Annotated in this window: 17 protein-coding genes; 15 read left to right on the forward strand and 2 right to left on the reverse strand. The window is 51.9% G+C overall.

Features of this window, described 5'->3' with window-relative positions; all coding sequences use genetic code 11:
• The first annotated feature begins 61 nt into the window (after positions 1-61).
• The 13 genes from lspA to P397_RS0106805 all read left to right on the forward strand — a co-directional run bounded on the left by lspA (position 62) and on the right by P397_RS0106805 (position 14,147).
• Positions 62-535: a signal peptidase II gene (lspA, locus tag P397_RS0106745; RefSeq protein ID WP_026832568.1), complete on the forward strand. Its 474-nt coding sequence runs from the start codon at positions 62-64 to the stop codon at positions 533-535.
• A complete protein-coding gene (locus P397_RS0106750) occupies positions 535-1,458 on the forward strand; it encodes an RluA family pseudouridine synthase (protein ID WP_026832569.1) in 924 nt (307 codons plus the stop codon). The genes lspA and P397_RS0106750 overlap by 1 nt, the downstream gene beginning before the upstream one ends.
• Before the next feature lie 241 nt (positions 1,459-1,699).
• Positions 1,700-2,230 (forward strand): bifunctional pyr operon transcriptional regulator/uracil phosphoribosyltransferase PyrR, encoded by a 531-nt coding sequence (pyrR, locus tag P397_RS0106755; RefSeq protein WP_026832570.1) that lies wholly within the window; start codon positions 1,700-1,702, stop codon positions 2,228-2,230.
• Between the two features lie 50 nt (positions 2,231-2,280).
• Entirely contained in the window at positions 2,281-3,597 is a 1,317-nt protein-coding gene (locus tag P397_RS0106760; RefSeq protein ID WP_028105983.1) for a uracil-xanthine permease family protein, read from the forward strand.
• A gap of 141 nt (positions 3,598-3,738) precedes the next feature.
• Positions 3,739-4,638, forward strand: coding sequence for an aspartate carbamoyltransferase catalytic subunit (locus P397_RS0106765; RefSeq protein ID WP_028105984.1), 900 nt, complete (start codon positions 3,739-3,741; stop codon positions 4,636-4,638).
• A gap of 1 nt (position 4,639) precedes the next feature.
• Positions 4,640-5,911: a dihydroorotase gene (locus P397_RS0106770; RefSeq protein WP_028105985.1), complete on the forward strand. Its 1,272-nt coding sequence runs from the start codon at positions 4,640-4,642 to the stop codon at positions 5,909-5,911.
• Complete coding sequence (locus P397_RS0106775; RefSeq protein WP_028105986.1) at positions 5,904-6,992, forward strand: carbamoyl phosphate synthase small subunit; 1,089 nt, start codon at positions 5,904-5,906, stop codon at positions 6,990-6,992. Before P397_RS0106770 ends, P397_RS0106775 begins: the two co-directional genes overlap by 8 nt.
• Complete coding sequence (carB, locus tag P397_RS0106780; RefSeq protein WP_028105987.1) at positions 6,985-10,197, forward strand: carbamoyl-phosphate synthase large subunit; 3,213 nt, start codon at positions 6,985-6,987, stop codon at positions 10,195-10,197. Before P397_RS0106775 ends, carB begins: the two co-directional genes overlap by 8 nt.
• Complete coding sequence (locus P397_RS0106785) at positions 10,194-10,925, forward strand: dihydroorotate dehydrogenase electron transfer subunit (protein WP_028105988.1); 732 nt, start codon at positions 10,194-10,196, stop codon at positions 10,923-10,925. The genes carB and P397_RS0106785 overlap by 4 nt, the downstream gene beginning before the upstream one ends.
• Positions 10,922-11,851: a dihydroorotate dehydrogenase gene (locus P397_RS0106790; RefSeq protein WP_028105989.1), complete on the forward strand. Its 930-nt coding sequence runs from the start codon at positions 10,922-10,924 to the stop codon at positions 11,849-11,851. The genes P397_RS0106785 and P397_RS0106790 overlap by 4 nt, the downstream gene beginning before the upstream one ends.
• Positions 11,826-12,524 (forward strand): orotidine-5'-phosphate decarboxylase, encoded by a 699-nt coding sequence (gene pyrF / locus P397_RS0106795; protein WP_028105990.1) that lies wholly within the window; start codon positions 11,826-11,828, stop codon positions 12,522-12,524. The genes P397_RS0106790 and pyrF overlap by 26 nt, the downstream gene beginning before the upstream one ends.
• On the forward strand, positions 12,521-13,162 hold the full coding sequence (gene pyrE, locus P397_RS0106800) for an orotate phosphoribosyltransferase (protein ID WP_028105991.1): 642 nt from the start codon (positions 12,521-12,523) through the stop codon (positions 13,160-13,162). The genes pyrF and pyrE overlap by 4 nt, the downstream gene beginning before the upstream one ends.
• A gap of 175 nt (positions 13,163-13,337) precedes the next feature.
• Positions 13,338-14,147, forward strand: coding sequence for a GNAT family N-acetyltransferase (locus P397_RS0106805; protein WP_028105992.1), 810 nt, complete (start codon positions 13,338-13,340; stop codon positions 14,145-14,147).
• Positions 14,148-14,228: 81 nt separating this feature from the next.
• Here P397_RS0106805 and P397_RS0106810 read toward each other — a convergent pair whose 3' ends face one another.
• On the reverse strand, positions 14,229-15,200 hold the full coding sequence (locus P397_RS0106810; RefSeq protein ID WP_028105993.1) for a zinc-binding dehydrogenase: 972 nt from the start codon (positions 15,198-15,200) through the stop codon (positions 14,229-14,231).
• A gap of 2 nt (positions 15,201-15,202) precedes the next feature.
• Positions 15,203-15,694 (reverse strand): lactoylglutathione lyase family protein, encoded by a 492-nt coding sequence (locus tag P397_RS0106815; RefSeq protein WP_028105994.1) that lies wholly within the window; start codon positions 15,692-15,694, stop codon positions 15,203-15,205.
• A 106-nt stretch (positions 15,695-15,800) separates the two neighbouring features.
• Between P397_RS0106815 and P397_RS0106820 the strand changes: the two genes are divergently transcribed.
• Both P397_RS0106820 and P397_RS0106825 read left to right on the forward strand, forming a co-directional pair.
• Positions 15,801-16,100: a winged helix-turn-helix transcriptional regulator gene (locus P397_RS0106820; RefSeq protein WP_026832583.1), complete on the forward strand. Its 300-nt coding sequence runs from the start codon at positions 15,801-15,803 to the stop codon at positions 16,098-16,100.
• A 40-nt stretch (positions 16,101-16,140) separates the two neighbouring features.
• Entirely contained in the window at positions 16,141-16,830 is a 690-nt protein-coding gene (locus P397_RS0106825; RefSeq protein ID WP_028105995.1) for a metal-dependent hydrolase, read from the forward strand.
• The last annotated feature ends 67 nt before the right edge of the window (positions 16,831-16,897 follow it).

Consider the following 16,897-nt stretch of genomic DNA (forward strand, 5'->3'; position numbering starts at 1 on the left):
GGGGCAGCTGCGGCGACTTCGTAGCGGTCCCTCATTATTTTTGGATGTGGAGGAAAAAAGAATGTGGCTTTACTTAGCGATTGCTGCTGTACTCGTCGGCGTGGATCAATTGACGAAATGGATCGTCGTCCAACAAATGACGATCGGTCAGGCGATTGAGATCATTCCGAATTTCTTTTATTTGAATTCCTACCGAAATCGTGGTGCGGCATGGGGCATGTTAGAAGGGAAATTTGGCTTTTTCTTCGTGATTACCGTTGTCGTCGTCATCGGATTGATTTATTTTCTGTATAAAGAAGGCACAAAAAACAAAGTATTTGCTTGGAGCATTGCCTTATTACTGGGCGGGGCGATCGGGAATTTCATCGACCGGATGGCACGCGGAGAAGTCGTTGACTTTTTCCATTTTTATCCGTTTGGTTACAACTTCCCGATATTCAATATCGCAGACGTCTGTTTGACGTTTGGGGTGATTTTGATGCTGATCAGCGTCATGTTTGAAGAGCGTTTGACTAAGAAGGGAACGATTGATTAATGAATGAACAGAATGAATGGGCTGTAAAAGCCAATGGTGCAACCGGTCGAATCGATAAATGGTTGGCGGAACAACAAGACTGGTCGCGTTCACAAGTCCAGGATTGGCTAAAAGCCGGTCATGTCGAAGTCGACGGACGCATCGTGAAACCGAACTATAAGATGTCCGGAACAGAAAACATTCTTGTCCGGATTCCGGAAGCGGTCGAACTTGAAGTATTACCCGAGAATATTCCGCTGGATGTCGTGTATGAAGACAGTGATGTCATCGTCATCAACAAACCCAAAGGGATGGTCGTCCACCCGGCCGCCGGTCATGTATCGGGTACATTGGTCAACGCCTTGTTGTACCACTGCCAGGATCTTTCCGGCATCAATGGTGTGAAACGTCCCGGGATTGTCCACCGGATCGACAAAGATACATCAGGTCTCCTGATGGTCGCTAAAAATGATTTGGCTCATGAATCCTTGGCGCAACAATTAAAAGACAAAACGACTGAACGGTTGTATATTGCCCTGGTCCATGGTGAAATTCCGCATGAACTCGGAACAATCGAAGCGCCGGTCGGACGCGACAAAAATGACCGCCAACGAATGACCGTGACCGACAAGAATTCAAAAGCAGCGGTGACACATTTCCGTGTACTTGAGCGTTACGAAGGATTTACCGTCGTCGAGTGTAAGCTCGAGACAGGACGGACGCACCAAATCCGTGTCCACATGCGTTACATCGGCTTCCCGCTTGCCGGAGATCCAAAATACGGACCGCGGAAAACGATGAAAATGAACGGTCAAGCACTCCATGCCGCAGTTCTCGGATTCACGCACCCACGCACTGGCGAGACGTTGCGTTTTGAAGCCGATTTGCCGGAAGAGATGACATTTGAAATCAGTCAGTTGAAAAAACTCGAATTAGAGTCTTGACGTTTTTCTGATAAAACGGTAGAGTATCACCTAGAGAGCGATGCGAGACATCTGCCTCACAATCGGTCGTCCGCGTTGACGATCCTACCTATAGCACACCTTTAAACGAGTCCGGAGAGGCTTCGAAAGGGAGACACTTAATTTGTGTATACACGTGTAGCTATCTGCTACCGACACGTTTTGTCTTCAACAACCTCCTGCGACTTTACGCAGGAGGTTTTTTTGTAGAAAGGAGCCAATCATGAAACCATCCGTCATTTTAGATGAAGCAGCAATCGGTCGCGCATTGACACGTATTGCGCATGAAATCATCGAACGTAACAAAGGAATCGATCAACTGATGATCGTCGGGATCAAGACACGGGGCGAAACGTTAGCCCGTCGTTTAGCCCGCCGGATTGAACAGATTGAAGGGAAGCCGGTTTTACTCGGTGTCGTTGATATCTCGATGTACCGGGACGATTTATCGAAGAAAAGCCTGGAACCGGAAATCAAGGGCACGGACATGCCGGAGACCGTAACTGGAAAAATCATCGTCCTCGTCGATGATGTGCTCTACACCGGGCGGACTGTCCGTGCCGCGATGGACGCACTCGTCGACCATGGACGTCCGAGCATGATCCAGCTCGCCGTCCTGGTGGACCGGGGACACCGCGAACTGCCGATCCGACCGGACTTCATCGGCAAGAACGTGCCGACGTCACGGGAAGAACAAGTCGTCGTCGCGTTGTCAGAAGTCGATGACGCCGATCAAGTATTCATCAAACGTTAAACAAAATACCTTTAACGTGGTCCAGAGAGACCAGAAAGGGAGTTATCCTCATGAAAAAACACACAGCGGTTCTTGATGTACAAGAACGTCCGAACCATCCTCTCCAGTGGCTGATGCTCAGCCTGCAACATGTCTTCGCGATGTTTGGCGCGACTGTCCTCGTTCCGTTATTAACGGGATTGAATACGTCAGTCGCTCTCGTCGCAAGTGGAGTCGGCACCTTGATTTTCCTCGCCGTCACACGCTTCAAAGTCCCAACATACTTAGGCTCGAGTTTTGCCTATATTGTGCCGATCATCGCCGTCAGTGAACGCTGGGGCGTCGAAGACGCCTTAGTCGGCGGCATGGTCGCCGGTCTGGTCTACGGACTGGTGTCGCTCATCATCACCTATACGGGTGTCGGTTGGCTGATGAAACTCTTGCCGCCTGTCGTCATCGGACCGGTCATCATGGTCATCGGTCTATCGCTTGCTCCGACCGCTGTCAACATGGCGATGAACGATGCGGATGGCAAATACAGCGGCATGTTGTTCTTCGTTGCCTTGACGACACTTGCCGTGACCTTGCTTGCGATGACGTACTTCAAAGGCATGTGGAGCACGGTTCCGATCTTGTTTGGGATCGGCACGGGATACCTTGTCGCAGCAGCTGTCGGAATCGTGGATTTCACCTCGCTTCGTCAAGCAAGTTTCTTCCAGATTCCAAACTTCACGGTACCGTTTCTCGACTACTCACCCACGTTGAACTGGGCGGCACTCGCCCTCATCGTCCCGGTCACGCTCGTCACGTTGACGGAACATATCGGGGAACAAAAAGTGACATCACGGATCATCGGGCGCGAGACGCTTCTTGATCCAGGGATGCACCGGACGGTCCTCGGAGACGGGTTGGCCAAGACGGTCGCTTCGATGCTCGGTGGACCACCGGTTACGACATATGGTGAAAACAACGGTGTCATGGCGATTACGCGGGTTTACAGTGTGTTTGTCCTGGGTGGTGCCGCCGTTCTTGCCATCAGCTTTGGTTTCCTCGGTTATGTCGAAGGGTTCATCAAAACGATTCCAACACCGGTCATGGGTGGGATCAGCATCTTACTATTCGGTGTCATCGCGTCCAACGGTCTCCGGACATTGGTTGAAAGTAAAGTGGACCTGGCAGACAAACGAAACTTAACGATCACGGCCGTCATTCTTGTCATCGGTATCGGTGGGGCCGCCCTGAAAGTTGGCGACTTCTCTTTAGAAGGCATGGCACTGGCAACGGTTCTTGGCATCCTCCTGAATCTGATCTTGCCGAAAACGCCGGTAGAAGCAGAACAAAGCGAACAAGACACCTTACAATCGAAACGAGCAGCTAACGACTTTTAAGACGTTCCAGAGAGAACGATAAAGTGGAGGCCCTTCAGAAGTGCAGGCGAACAGCCCTGTCTTCTTCAGCGCACCTTCACATCAGAAGGTGCGCTTTTTTGTGGGGCAAAAGGAGAGAATAAGATGCAGACACAGCAACGCATTTCACATTTCGTCAGTTTGGATGATTTATCAACGGTTGAAATTGAACGGTTGATTGCCCGCGGATTAGAGTTAAAGCAAGGGGCTTCGCCGCACAGGACGGTAACCAAAACAGTCGCCAACCTATTTTTCGAACACTCGACACGAACAAAATGTTCATTTGAAATGGCGGAACATCACCTCGGACTGCACGTCCTGCCGTTTGAAACAGCGACGTCCTCCGTCCAAAAAGGCGAAACGTTGCTCGACACCTGTAAGACGCTGGAAGCGATCGGGGTCGACGCACTTATCGTTCGTCACGGCGAGACCGGCTACTACGAACGCTTACAAGAACAGCTCCGGATTCCGATCATCAACGCCGGCGACGGGAGCGGCCAACACCCGTCACAGTCGTTGCTCGACTTGATGACGATGTATGAAGCGTTTGGGGATGTCACCGGGAAAACGATTGTCATCTGCGGAGACCTTAGACACAGCCGTGTCGCGCGATCCAATGCACATGTCTTGCGACGATTGGGGGCAACGGTCATCGGATCAGGTCCCCGTGAATGGTTCGACGACACGTTAGGCATTGCGTATCAAGAAATCGATGAAGCGTTGACGAGCAGTGACATCATCATGCTGTTGCGTGTGCAACATGAACGTCACTTGGACGACCAGTCGTTTGAGGCGACGGTCTACCATCAACGGTATGGTTTGACGCATGAACGGATGGCACGGATTCGTCCGGAAGCCATCGTCCTTCACCCGGCACCGGTCAATCGGGGTGTCGAGATTGCCGAAGAACTTGTGGAACATGCTCAATCGCGGATTTTTGACCAGATGACGAACGGTGTTTTTGCACGGATGGCGATTTTAGAACGGGCTTTTGATGAGCCGACAACAAAGGAGACGATATAAGATGGCAATTCGAATTGATCATGCAACGTGGTATAAAAACGGTGAACGGCAACAATCGAGCATCCGAATCGAAAACGGACTGTTTACGGAACTGGATGCGACACCGAAGGAAACGGACCATGTGATTGATGCGAACGACTATCTCGTAGCGCCGGGCTTCGTCGACATTCACGTCCACTTACGTGAACCGGGCGGCGAGCACAAGGAAACGATTGCGACGGGCACAGCGGCTGCGGCTGCAGGCGGCTTTACGACAATCTGTCCGATGCCCAACACGCGTCCGGTGCCGGACGACCGGGAAACGCTGGACGCACTGTTTAAAAAAATTGAGGAAACGGCCTCTGTCCGTGTTTTCCCTTATGCGGCGATTTCAAAAAATCAGCTAGGGCAGGAACTCGTCGCGTTTGAACAGTTGACCGATGCCTTTGCTTTTACGGATGACGGAGTCGGTGTCCAAAGCGCCGCCGTCATGCGCGAAGCGATGACCCGGGCTGCGGCCCTGAATAAAAGCATCGTCGCCCATTGTGAAGATGATTCGCTCAAGGCGGGGTGTGTCCACGAAGGCACTTACAGCAAACGGGAAGGACTACAAGGCATCCCGTCACTTGCGGAAAGCATTCACATCGCACGGGATGTCTTGATTGCCGAAGCGACCGGCTGCCATTATCATGTCTGCCACGTCTCGACAAAAGAATCGGTCCGGGTGATCCGGGATGCGAAACGAGCAGGCATCCGGGTGACGGCGGAAGTCACGCCCCACCATTTAGTATTGACGGAAGACGACATCATCGGACGGGATCCAAATTTCAAGATGAACCCGCCACTTCGCAGCGAAGCGGATCGCCAGGCTCTGATCGAAGGCTTGCTGGACGGGACGATTGATTGTATCGCAACGGATCACGCACCCCATGCGGCAGACGAAAAAGCACTCGGCATTGAACGTGCCCCGTTTGGCATCACCGGTTTTGAAACGGCATTCGCGTTGCTTTACACCAAGCTGGTCGAACCGGGAATCCTGCCGCTTGCGCGGGTCATCGACTGGTTGTCGGCAGCACCTGCTGAATTGTTTGAACTGCCGTATGGACGGATCGAAGTCGGGGCGCCGGCCGATCTTGTTTTGCTGGATCTGCAGACAAGCCGTGCGGTCGAACCGGAGCAGTTCTTCTCAAAGGGGAAAAACACACCGTTTCGCGGAGAACATCTGACCGGCTATCCGGTCCTGACAATCGTTGGCGGAGAAATCGTATTCAAGGGGGAAATGACACATGTCTAAACGGACGTTGATTTTAGAGGATGGTTTGGTGTTTGAGGGAGAAGCTTTTGGAGCAGACGAGGTGACGATGGGCGAGGTCGTTTTCCAGACCGGAATGACAGGTTATCAAGAAATGTTATCGGATCCTTCCTATTGTGATCAAATGATTGTGTTAACGAATCCGTTAATCGGAAATTACGGGATGAATCGGGACGACTATGAAACGACACGACCGCTTGCTAAAGCGCTGATTGTCCGTGAAATCTGCCATACGCCGTCGAACTTCCGGTCACAGACCTCGCTTTCCGACGCGATGACAGAATTCAACATTCCCGGATTGACCGGCATCGATACGCGGCAGTTGACCCGCCATCTTCGTTCAAAAGGTGTCATGCGAGGTGTACTGGTCGATGGGACATACGACTTGCAGGAACAGCTCGATCAGATTCGGCAGCTGCAACTGGCGACTGATCAAGTGAAACGAGCCTCGACGGAACGGGCTTACGTTATTCCCGGCGCCGGACCCCGGATCGTCCTCGTGGACTTTGGCGCAAAACTTGGAATCGTCCGGGAGCTCGTCCGCCGTGGATGTGAAGTCGTCGTCGTACCGTACGACGTGACGGCGAAGGAAGTCCTCCATTATGTACCGGACGGTGTCATGTTGTCGAACGGTCCCGGGAACCCGAAAGACGTCCCGACGGCCATTCCATTGATTCAAGAATTGACGGGGCAAGTCGTCATCTTCGGGATTTGTCTCGGTCATCAGTTGATTGCCCTGGCGCATGGCGCAGATACGTTTAAGTTACCGTTTGGTCACCGGGGTGCGAATCACCCGGTCGAGGAGATCCGAACCGGTCAAGTCAGTATCACGTCACAAAATCATGGATATGCCGTGGAAGAACAATCGCTTGCCGGATTGAACCTCGCGTTGACGCACCGGGCAATCAACGACGGGACAGTGGAAGGAATTCGTCATACTAAACATCCGGTCTTTTCCGTTCAATATCACCCGGAGGCTTCGCCGGGACCGACCGATGCCAACGATTTATTTGATCAGTTTTTAACAGAAATCACGAACCAACAGGAGGTCACTCATGCCTAAACGTCAAGATATTCAGAAGATACTCGTCATCGGTTCCGGTCCAATCGTGATCGGACAGGCAGCAGAATTTGATTACGCGGGAACACAAGCCTGTCAAGCTTTGAAGGAAGAAGGGTATGAAGTCGTACTTGTCAACTCGAATCCAGCGACGATCATGACGGATCCGACGGTTGCGGACCGGGTGTACATCGAACCCCTCCAAGCAGAATTCGTTGCCCGGATCATCCGAAAAGAACGTCCGGATGCCTTACTTGCTACGCTCGGTGGACAAACGGGTCTGAATCTTGCCGTCGAACTCGACCGTCTTGGTGTCTTGAAAGAATATGGCGTCGAACTGCTCGGGACAAAATTATCCGCCATTGAGGAAGCGGAAGATCGTGATTTGTTCAGAAAACTGATGTTTAGACTCGGACATGGTGTGCCGGAAAGTGAAATCGTCCATACGGTGGAAGAAGCAGAACAGTTCTGTGCAAAAATCGGTCTCCCGATTATCATCCGTCCCGCCTATACACTTGGTGGAACAGGCGGAGGCATCGCCGAGACGATGGACGAGTTCATCCGCATCGTCGAAGGAGGACTGAAGGCCAGTCCGGCGACACAAGTCTTGCTAGAAAAATCGATTGCCGGCATGAAAGAAGTCGAATTCGAAGTCATGCGGGACGCGACGAACCAAGCCATCATCGTCTGTGCGATGGAAAACTTTGATCCGGTCGGTGTTCACACCGGCGATTCAATCGTCTTTGCACCAACACAAACGTTGTCCGACCGGGACTACCAGATGATGCGCAACGTCTCACTCGATATCATCCGGGCACTCGGCATCGAAGGGGGATGTAACATCCAGTTTGCGCTGGATCCGTTGAGCTTCACGTATTACGTCATTGAAGTCAACCCGCGGGTCTCCCGTTCGTCGGCGCTGGCCTCTAAGGCAACCGGTTATCCGATTGCAAAATTAGCCGCAAAAATCGCGGTGGGTTACGCCTTATCTGAATTAAAAAACCCGATTACGGAAACAAGCTTCGCCTCTTTTGAGCCGGCACTCGACTATGTCGTCGCGAAGATTCCCCGCTGGCCGTTTGATAAATTCGAATCAGCGGACCGGACACTCGGTACACAGATGAAGGCGACCGGCGAAGTCATGGCGATGGGACGAACGATGGAAGAAGCGTTGCTCAAGGCAGTTCGTTCTCTGGAAATCGGCCAGTCGGATCTCCATATGGCGCGGTTTGGCGGCATGGAGGAAGCGGAATTACACCAGCAAATCGTCAAAGCGACGGACGAGCGGTTATTTGCTTTATATGCGGGCATCGAACGCGGTTACTCTGTTGAACAGTTACACGCGTGGACGAACATCGATCGGCTCTTTCTTGAAAAACTGCACCATATTTACCGGATCGAGCAGGACATCATCGAAAACGGATTGACCGAGGAACGCCTCCGTCATGCCAAACGCTACGGCTTCAGTGACGTGATGCTCGCACGGCTGACCGGACAGACGGAAAGGGAAATCCGCCATGTCCGACAAGATGCCGGACTGCATCCGGTCTATAAGATGGTCGACACATGTGCTGCTGAATTTGCTTCGGACACACCGTATTATTATGGGACGTACGAAGTCGGAAATGAAGCGATGCCGACTACCCGGCCGTCGATCCTCGTGTTAGGTTCCGGACCGATTCGGATCGGACAAGGCGTTGAGTTTGATTATGCGACCGTCCATTCAATTCAAGCGATTCGTGAAGCGGGTTATGAAGCGATCATCGTCAACAATAATCCGGAGACAGTCTCGACGGACTTCTCGATTTCCGACCGCCTGTATTTTGAACCCTTGACGACGGAAGATGTCTTGGAAGTCATCCGGAATGAGCAGCCGATTGGTGTCATCGTTCAGTTCGGGGGACAGACGGCAATCAATCTGGCGGAATCGCTGGAAGCAGAAGGCGTCAATATCCTTGGAACATCACTGGAAGACTTAGACCGGGCAGAAGACCGGAAACAGTTTGAAGCTGCTCTGACGCAACTCAACATTCCTCAGCCACCCGGAAAAACAGCCGTTACGGTAGCAGAAGCGACAGAAGCGGCAAACGGGCTGGGTTATCCAGTGCTCGTCCGACCGTCCTATGTCCTTGGTGGACGTGCGATGGAAATCGTGTACGGACAGCAGGAACTGGAACACTATATGAAACACGCCGTCATCGCCTCGCCGGAACGTCCGGTCCTTGTCGATCGGTATTTGACCGGGATGGAGCTGGAAGTAGATGCGATTTGCGACGGGGACGATGTCGTCATACCGGGGATCATGGAACATATCGAACGCGCCGGGGTTCACTCGGGGGACTCGATTGGTGTCTATCCTCCGCAACGGGTGCCGCAAGCGATCAAGGATTTGATCGTCGATTATACGACACGGATCGCCAAAGCCTTCCGGATCAAAGGACTGCTCAACATCCAATTCGTGTTCGCAGACGGTGAATTGTATGTCTTGGAAGTGAATCCACGGGCGAGTCGTACTGTCCCGTTCATCTCAAAGGTTACCGGATTACCGGTTGCCCGACTTGCGACGAACGTCATTTTAGGAGAGACGCTTGCTTCTTATGGATTAACGAGTGGTGTCTTACCGGAAGAAGCCCTTGTCTCCGTCAAAGTGCCGGTCTTCTCGTTTGCGAAGTTAAAAGAAGTTGATCCGTCGCTCGGACCGGAAATGAAGTCTACCGGCGAAGTCATCGGAACCGACCGGACACTCGAGAAAGCACTTTACAAAGGACTACTCGCCTCTGGAATGGCGATTCCGGAACACGGTCGCGTCTTGATGACCGTCGCGGATCAGGACAAACACGAAATGCTGGATCTCGCAAAACGATTCACGGCACTTGGGTTTACACTTCTTGCGACGACGGGCACCGCCGGTTTCCTGGCAGAAAACGGGTTGCGTGTTCAAGTCGTCGGAAAAATCGGTTCGGAAAAAGGGTCGATGCTTGATGTCATTGAAAAAGCAGAAGTGGAGTATGTCATCAATACGATGAGCCGTGACTCCCAAGTCACAAAAGACGGCTTCATCATTCGTCGCGCGGCGGCAGAAAACAATGTCGTTTGTCTGACGTCACTGGATACGGCAGAAGCCTTGTTGCGTGTCATCGAAAGTTTATCCTTTGAAGCCAGCGCCATCCAACCGTTCGACTACATGAAAAAGGCGGTGACCCGATGATCCATATGTTGACAGTCGTGACACGCCGGCAAATCGCGAAGGGAGCGACAGAGTTAGTCTGTCGTCTGCCTGACGCAACGGTTATCGAACCGGGACGTTTCATGCACTTACGGGTCGGTCCCCTGTTACGCCGCCCGATTTCAATCGCCAACGTCGAAGGGGACTTGATCACCTTTTTGTTCAAGGAAATCGGTCAAGGGACAAAAGAACTCGCCCAGTTACGTCCGGGAGATCAGATCGATGCTCTCGGTCCGCTCGGAAACGGGTTTCCGGTCCAGCACGTCGCGCCCGACGCCCGGATTGTACTGGTGGGCGGCGGAATCGGCGTACCACCGCTTTACTACACGATGCGAAAACTCGTGGAACGGGGGATTTCCTGTGAGGCGATTCTTGGATTTGATACGGCGGACAGCGTGTTTTATGAAGACGAATTCCGAGCGCTTGGTCCGACGACTGTCACGACGGTCGACGGGACAGCCGGTGTTCAGGGATTTGTGACCGCGGCACTTGAACCCAATCGGTTTGACACGTTGTTTGCCTGCGGACCGGAACCGATGTTGCGGTCGATTCAACACGTTCCGATCACGCATAAATTTTTATCGATTGAAAATCGAATGGGTTGCGGCATTGGGGCTTGTTTCGCGTGTGTCTGTCCGACACCGGATGGACACTACGTTAAGACCTGCTCCGACGGTCCGGTTTTCCGGGCGGAAGAGGTGATCCTATGAGTCGTTTACAGGTTAATTTACCCGGTCTCCAATTAAAAAATCCGATCATCCCGGCGTCCGGCTGTTTTGGATTTGGCGAAGAATTTGCAAAACTATACGATTTGTCGATCTTAGGCGGCATCATGATCAAGGCGGCGACCGGTGAAGAACGGTACGGTAATCCGACACCACGCGTCGCGGAGAGCGGGATGGGCATGCTCAATGCCATCGGCTTACAAAATCCGGGCGTCGACGGTATCATCGCCAAGAAATTGCCGTTCCTTGGCCAATTTGATACGGAAATCATTGCGAACGTTGCCGGTTCGACGCCGGAAGAGTATGAGACCGTCACGAAACGAATCAGTCAAGATCCGGTCGTTAAAGCGATTGAACTGAACATCTCCTGCCCGAACGTTAAATCCGGCGGGATGCAATTCGGGACGGATCCGAGGATGGCAGCGGAGCTGACGAAACGGGTCAAAGCCGTTTCGGACAAACCGGTTTATGTGAAACTGTCGCCCAACGTCACGTCGATTGTCGACATGGCGCAGGCCGTTGAACAAGCAGGGGCGGATGGACTGACGATGATCAATACTCTCGTTGGCATGCGCATTGATGTCCGGACAGGGCAACCCATATTGGCGAATCGCGTCGGTGGTCTGTCCGGACCGGCAATCAAACCGGTGGCCGTCCGGATGATTCACGACGTCGCTCAAGCCGTCGAAATTCCGATTATCGGGATGGGCGGTGTCATGGAAGTGGATGATGTTCTTGAGATGATTTATGCGGGCGCGTCCGCCGTAGCGGTCGGGACAGCAAATTTCGTTAATCCGTTCATCTGTCAGGAATTGATTTCAGCTCTGCCGAAACGGATGGATGAATTAGGAATCGAACACATTCTAGACATCAGGGGGAAAGCATATGGGGCAACTTTACATCGCGCTTGATTTTCAATCAGCAACAGAGGTCGAACAATTTTTGGATCAACTGGCACCATACCGTCCGGCGGTTAAAGTCGGCATGGAACTGTACTATGCTGAGGGTCCTGCGTTTGTCCGGCGATTGACAGAACAAGGACATGCCGTGTTCTTGGATTTGAAGGTTCACGACATTCCAGAAACAGCGCGCCGTACAATGCGGATTCTGGGTCAACTGGGTGTCGAACTGACGAATGTCCATGCGGCGGGTGGAGAGGCGATGATGCGGGCGGCACTCGCAGGATTGCGGGAAACCTCCCCGACGACCCGTTTGATTGCGGTCACCCAACTGACGTCAACGGATCAGGCGATGTTGACCGATTTGATGATTCCCCATGCGATGGATCAGGTAGTGACGCATTATGCGCAACAAGCGGAACAGGCGGGACTAGACGGCGTCGTCTGCTCGGCCCTCGATACACCGACACTTAAACCCATTTGTCGGACGGGGTTCCAATTGGTCACACCGGGCATTCGACCAGCCGGGACGGACGCAAATGACCAGAAGCGGGTTGCGACCGTCACGGATGCACGGCAATTTGGTGCAACGGATCTCGTCATCGGACGTGCCATCACACAGGCAGCGGATCCGAAACAGATGTATGAAATGGTACTGACACAATGGAAGGGGATCAAAGCATGAATCAACTCGCAAAAGCGCTACTCGATATCGAAGCCGTGACACTTGCACCAAACAGACCCTATACGTGGGCGAGTGGTCTACGCTCACCGATTTATTGTGACAACCGATTGACGTTGTCGAGTCCCGCCGTCCGGACGTTGATTGCGGATCTGCTCGCAGAACGCATCAAACCGCTTCAGGTCGATGTGATTGCCGGAACGGCGACAGCGGGAATTCCTCATGCGGCACTGGTCGCAGAACGGCTCGGATTGCCGATGGTGTATGTCCGGGGCAGTGCGAAAGCACACGGCAAAGGCAATCAAATCGAAGGACGGATTCAAGCAGGACAACGCGTCGTCGTCATTGAGGATTTATTGTCGACCGGCATGTCCTCGATTGAAGCGACACAAGCGGTCGAGGCAGCAGGTGCGACGGTCGTGCGGATTCAAGCGATTTTCTCGTATGGAATGACACGATTAATGGAAAACCTAGAAGCGGCCCGCGTTCAAGCGGATGCCTTACTGACATTTTCCGAATTGCTGGAAACGGCGGTCGCGACCACGTACATTTCCCGCGAAGAACAGGACCATCTGCAGGACTGGGCGGTTGATCCGGTCAAGTGGAGTGAGGCGTTCATGGCGGCAACTGAAAAAAATTGATGGTATAAGAAATCACTCGTCTGTCGCACGCTGTTTTATTGCCAGTGCGTACAACGAGTGTTTTTCTGTCTCGTGGATGATTCTGCTCCAGGCGATTCCGTCAAAAAACGAGAGGAAGGAGTCAGCCGCTTCTTTTTTTGATACACTAAAAAAGAGAAAAGGAGTTGTTTTTCAGATGTTGACTCATTACCGTGATTACGAAAGTTTTAAGCAGATTGCCGTTCCATTGCTTGAGCAGCGCTCGGATATTCATCAACTGCCGCTCGGAATCCTGGAGCGAGGAGATGTCCCGATTTTAATGGCCATCGCGCGAGAAGGAGACCGGACGATCGTTGTGCTTCAAACGATTGAAGAGCAAGCCATCTTGGCGGGAGACGCGTTTACATACAATGGAATCCGGAAATTATCCCGGATTCTGAACTGTCCGGGATACATCGGAGAGCAGACGATCATTGAACCGTTGCTTGCATCGCACAGTCCTTTTCGAATCAAGATGGACCAGGGGATTTATACGTTGCGAAACGTGATTCCGCCTGCTGCGCTTGAGTATAGATTCGGTTTGATTGAGCCGTCGTTTACGGAGGATGCGGTTCGGTTCGGCTGGGCATTCATCGAAGAGACGGGGGCCTTGCCCGCGACGGAGCGCAGCCGGCTGAAAAATGAACAGACGATTCGAAAACATATCGAGGCGGGGACGTTGTTTGGTCTGTTCGACGGCGGACAGCTGCTTGCGATGGCTTCGTCGAGTCGGCCAACTGCTTCCGGTGTGACGATTTCATATGTCTTTACCCCTCAAAAATGGCGGAAACAGGGGATTGCGTCTTATTTGGTCGCTTGTCTGTCGGATCATTTGTTGACCAACTATCCGATGGTCTCGCTGTACACGGATTGGTCGAATCCGACTTCCAATAAGATTTATCAAGCGATCGGGTTTGAACTTGTCGGACGTTCGGTTCAAATTACAAAACGTCCAAAATACCAATGACCCGCTGACTGCATGACAAAGCAGACGCCCATCCTTGAACCAAGGAAGGGCATCTGCTTTTTGTATATCCAGCATACTCAATCAGAACGTCGCGATGATTTTTCCGCGGACGTGACGTTGCGACAACAATTCAAGGTAGTCGGCAATCTCCGATCCGGCAACGACTTTCGTCACGAGGGGATCGAGTTGTTTGCTTGCGACAAGCTGTAACAGTTCCGATGCCATCAGACCTAGATTGCGGATCGCGCGGTCATTTTCACTTGCGTAGGCAGCGGCCAGTGCGACTTCGTGGATCGACGGCGACAACGTGAACGGTGTGACGACGGACAGATCGGGACCTCCGGCGATGTAAGCCAACTGACCGGAAAATGCGAGACGGTCCAAATCATCGGTTGCTTCCTGACGACCGACCGTATTTAAGATCAAGTCGACCCCACGGCCGTTCGTCCAGTCGCGGATCACCTGCGTAACATCTTCGTTCCGGTAATCAATCGCAAGATCAGCACCTAAACGTTTGACCCAGTCATGATTGTCAGCAGACGCGGTGGTCGCGACCTGCAGTCCGAGGCGTTTCGCGAGCTGAATCCCAAAACCACCCACACCGCCGGCACCGGCATGAATCAGGATCGTTTCTTTATCCGTCGTATTCATCTTTTGGAAAATCGCTTCATAGGCCGTCATTCCGGCACACAGAATGGCAGCTGCGTCCGTGAAACTGACAGCTTCCGGAATTTTAGCCAAAGCCCGGGCGTCAACGGTGACATACTCTGCGAAGGCCCCGTTTTTTTGTAAGTTCGTATGGATGGCCACACGATCTCCGAGATGAACGTCCGTCACATCCGGTCCAAGTTGTTCGACGACACCGGTCAAATCAACACCCGGGATATGCGGATAGGTCCAAGCCGGATTTTTTGTCGCTTTATAGTCGACTGGATTCAAGGCGACGGCTTGAACACGAATCAAGGCTTCGCCCGTCATCGGTGTAGGCGTATCGATGTCCGTGTAAATCCAGTTTTCGACCGACGTTCCCGTTTCATTGAGCCATGCTTTCATGATTAATATGCTCCTTCCGAATACGTGAGTTCATACGAGTGGGAATAGAGTTCAACGAGATTGCCGAACGGATCTTCACAGTACACCATGCGGTAAGGTTTTTCGCCCGGATAATATTCACGGATCGGCATCCGTTGTTTGCCGCCGTGCGCGACGATTTTTTCGACCATGCCTTCGATGTCCGGATCTTGGATCGCGTAATGGAAAATACCTGTTTTCCAGAATTCAAAGTTGTTTTCCGGTTGTTCATTGTTCGGGAACTCAAATAACTCGATCCCGACCCGGTCACCCGTCGCCATATGTGCGATCCGGAATTTCCCCCAGCCTGCTCCGAATACATCCGTGCACATGACGCCGATCGGCGAATCATCCTCTACGACATCAGATGGTTCCATGATGATATACCAGCCCATCACCTCTGAGTAAAAAGAAATGGCTTGTTCTAAATTCGGGACGGACAGTCCGATGTGTGAAAAATTACGTGGATAGGTCATAACATCGATCTCCTTTGCATTTTGATTTACGACAACGATAACTTACGATACACTCGACTGCATAGTACGCACTTTGAAGTAACTACTTGAAGGAGAGACAGAAACAATGACGACAGAACAATTTCCAGTCAATCGGGCGCTCGCCATCATCGGCGGAAAATGGCGTCCACAATTATATTGCACGTTAGAGGACGGTCCGAAACGTTTTTTAGAGTTACAACGTGCGATTCCGGGTATTTCACGTAAAGTCTTGACCGATCAATTAAAGGAACTTGAACGGCTCGGAATGGTCGAACGGATTGAATTCGACGAAGCCGTCTTACATGTCGAGTACCGGTTGACAGACGCCGCTTACACGTTACAACCGGCGATGAAAGGTTTATGTGCGTGGGGAGAAGGGAACTAATCTTTCTGTTGATATCATTAATCTCAGGAGGTTATTTCACATGAAGTTGACGTATCACGGACAATCTACCGTCACAATCGAAACGAACGGACAACATATCGTCATTGATCCTTTTTTCAGCGGTAACGATCAAGCGATGACAAAACCGGAAGACGTCAAAGCGGATTTCATTTTGCTGACACACGCGCATGCTGACCATATGTTGGATGCGGAAGCGATTGCGAAAGCAACGGGGGCGACGATTGTCGCAACACACGAACTGGCGACCTATCTCAGCTTTAAAGGATTGAACGTCCATCCGATGAACCTCGGCGGACAGTTTGAATTTCCGTTTGGTAAGGTCAAGATGACGCAAGCTTTCCATTCTTCGAGCATCATCGATGAAGAAAAGCAGACGATCACCTATATGGGGATGCCTGCCGGATTTTTATTGACGATTGAAGACAAAGTCATCTATCACGCCGGAGATACGGCACTATTTGGTGATATGGCGCTTTATGGTGCCCATTATGACATCGATCTCGCCTTCTTGCCGATCGGGGATAATTACACGATGGGACCTGAGGATGCGTTAGTTGCAGCAGACATGCTCCAAGCGAAAGCGGTCGTTCCGGTCCATTACGATACGTTTGATTTAATCAAACAGGACGCCGAGGCATTTTGTGCGAATCTCGAAGCCCAAGGGCAGACGGGTCATGCGTTAAAAATTGACGCATTGATCGAACTCTAACATACGGCGAGACCTTCCATGTGAAGGATCTTCGATCATCAAAACGGACACTTTTTCTGATCAAGCA

The sequence above is a fragment of the Exiguobacterium undae DSM 14481 genome (assembly GCF_000620805.1).
Lineage (GTDB): Bacteria > Bacillota > Bacilli > Exiguobacteriales > Exiguobacteriaceae > Exiguobacterium_A > Exiguobacterium_A undae.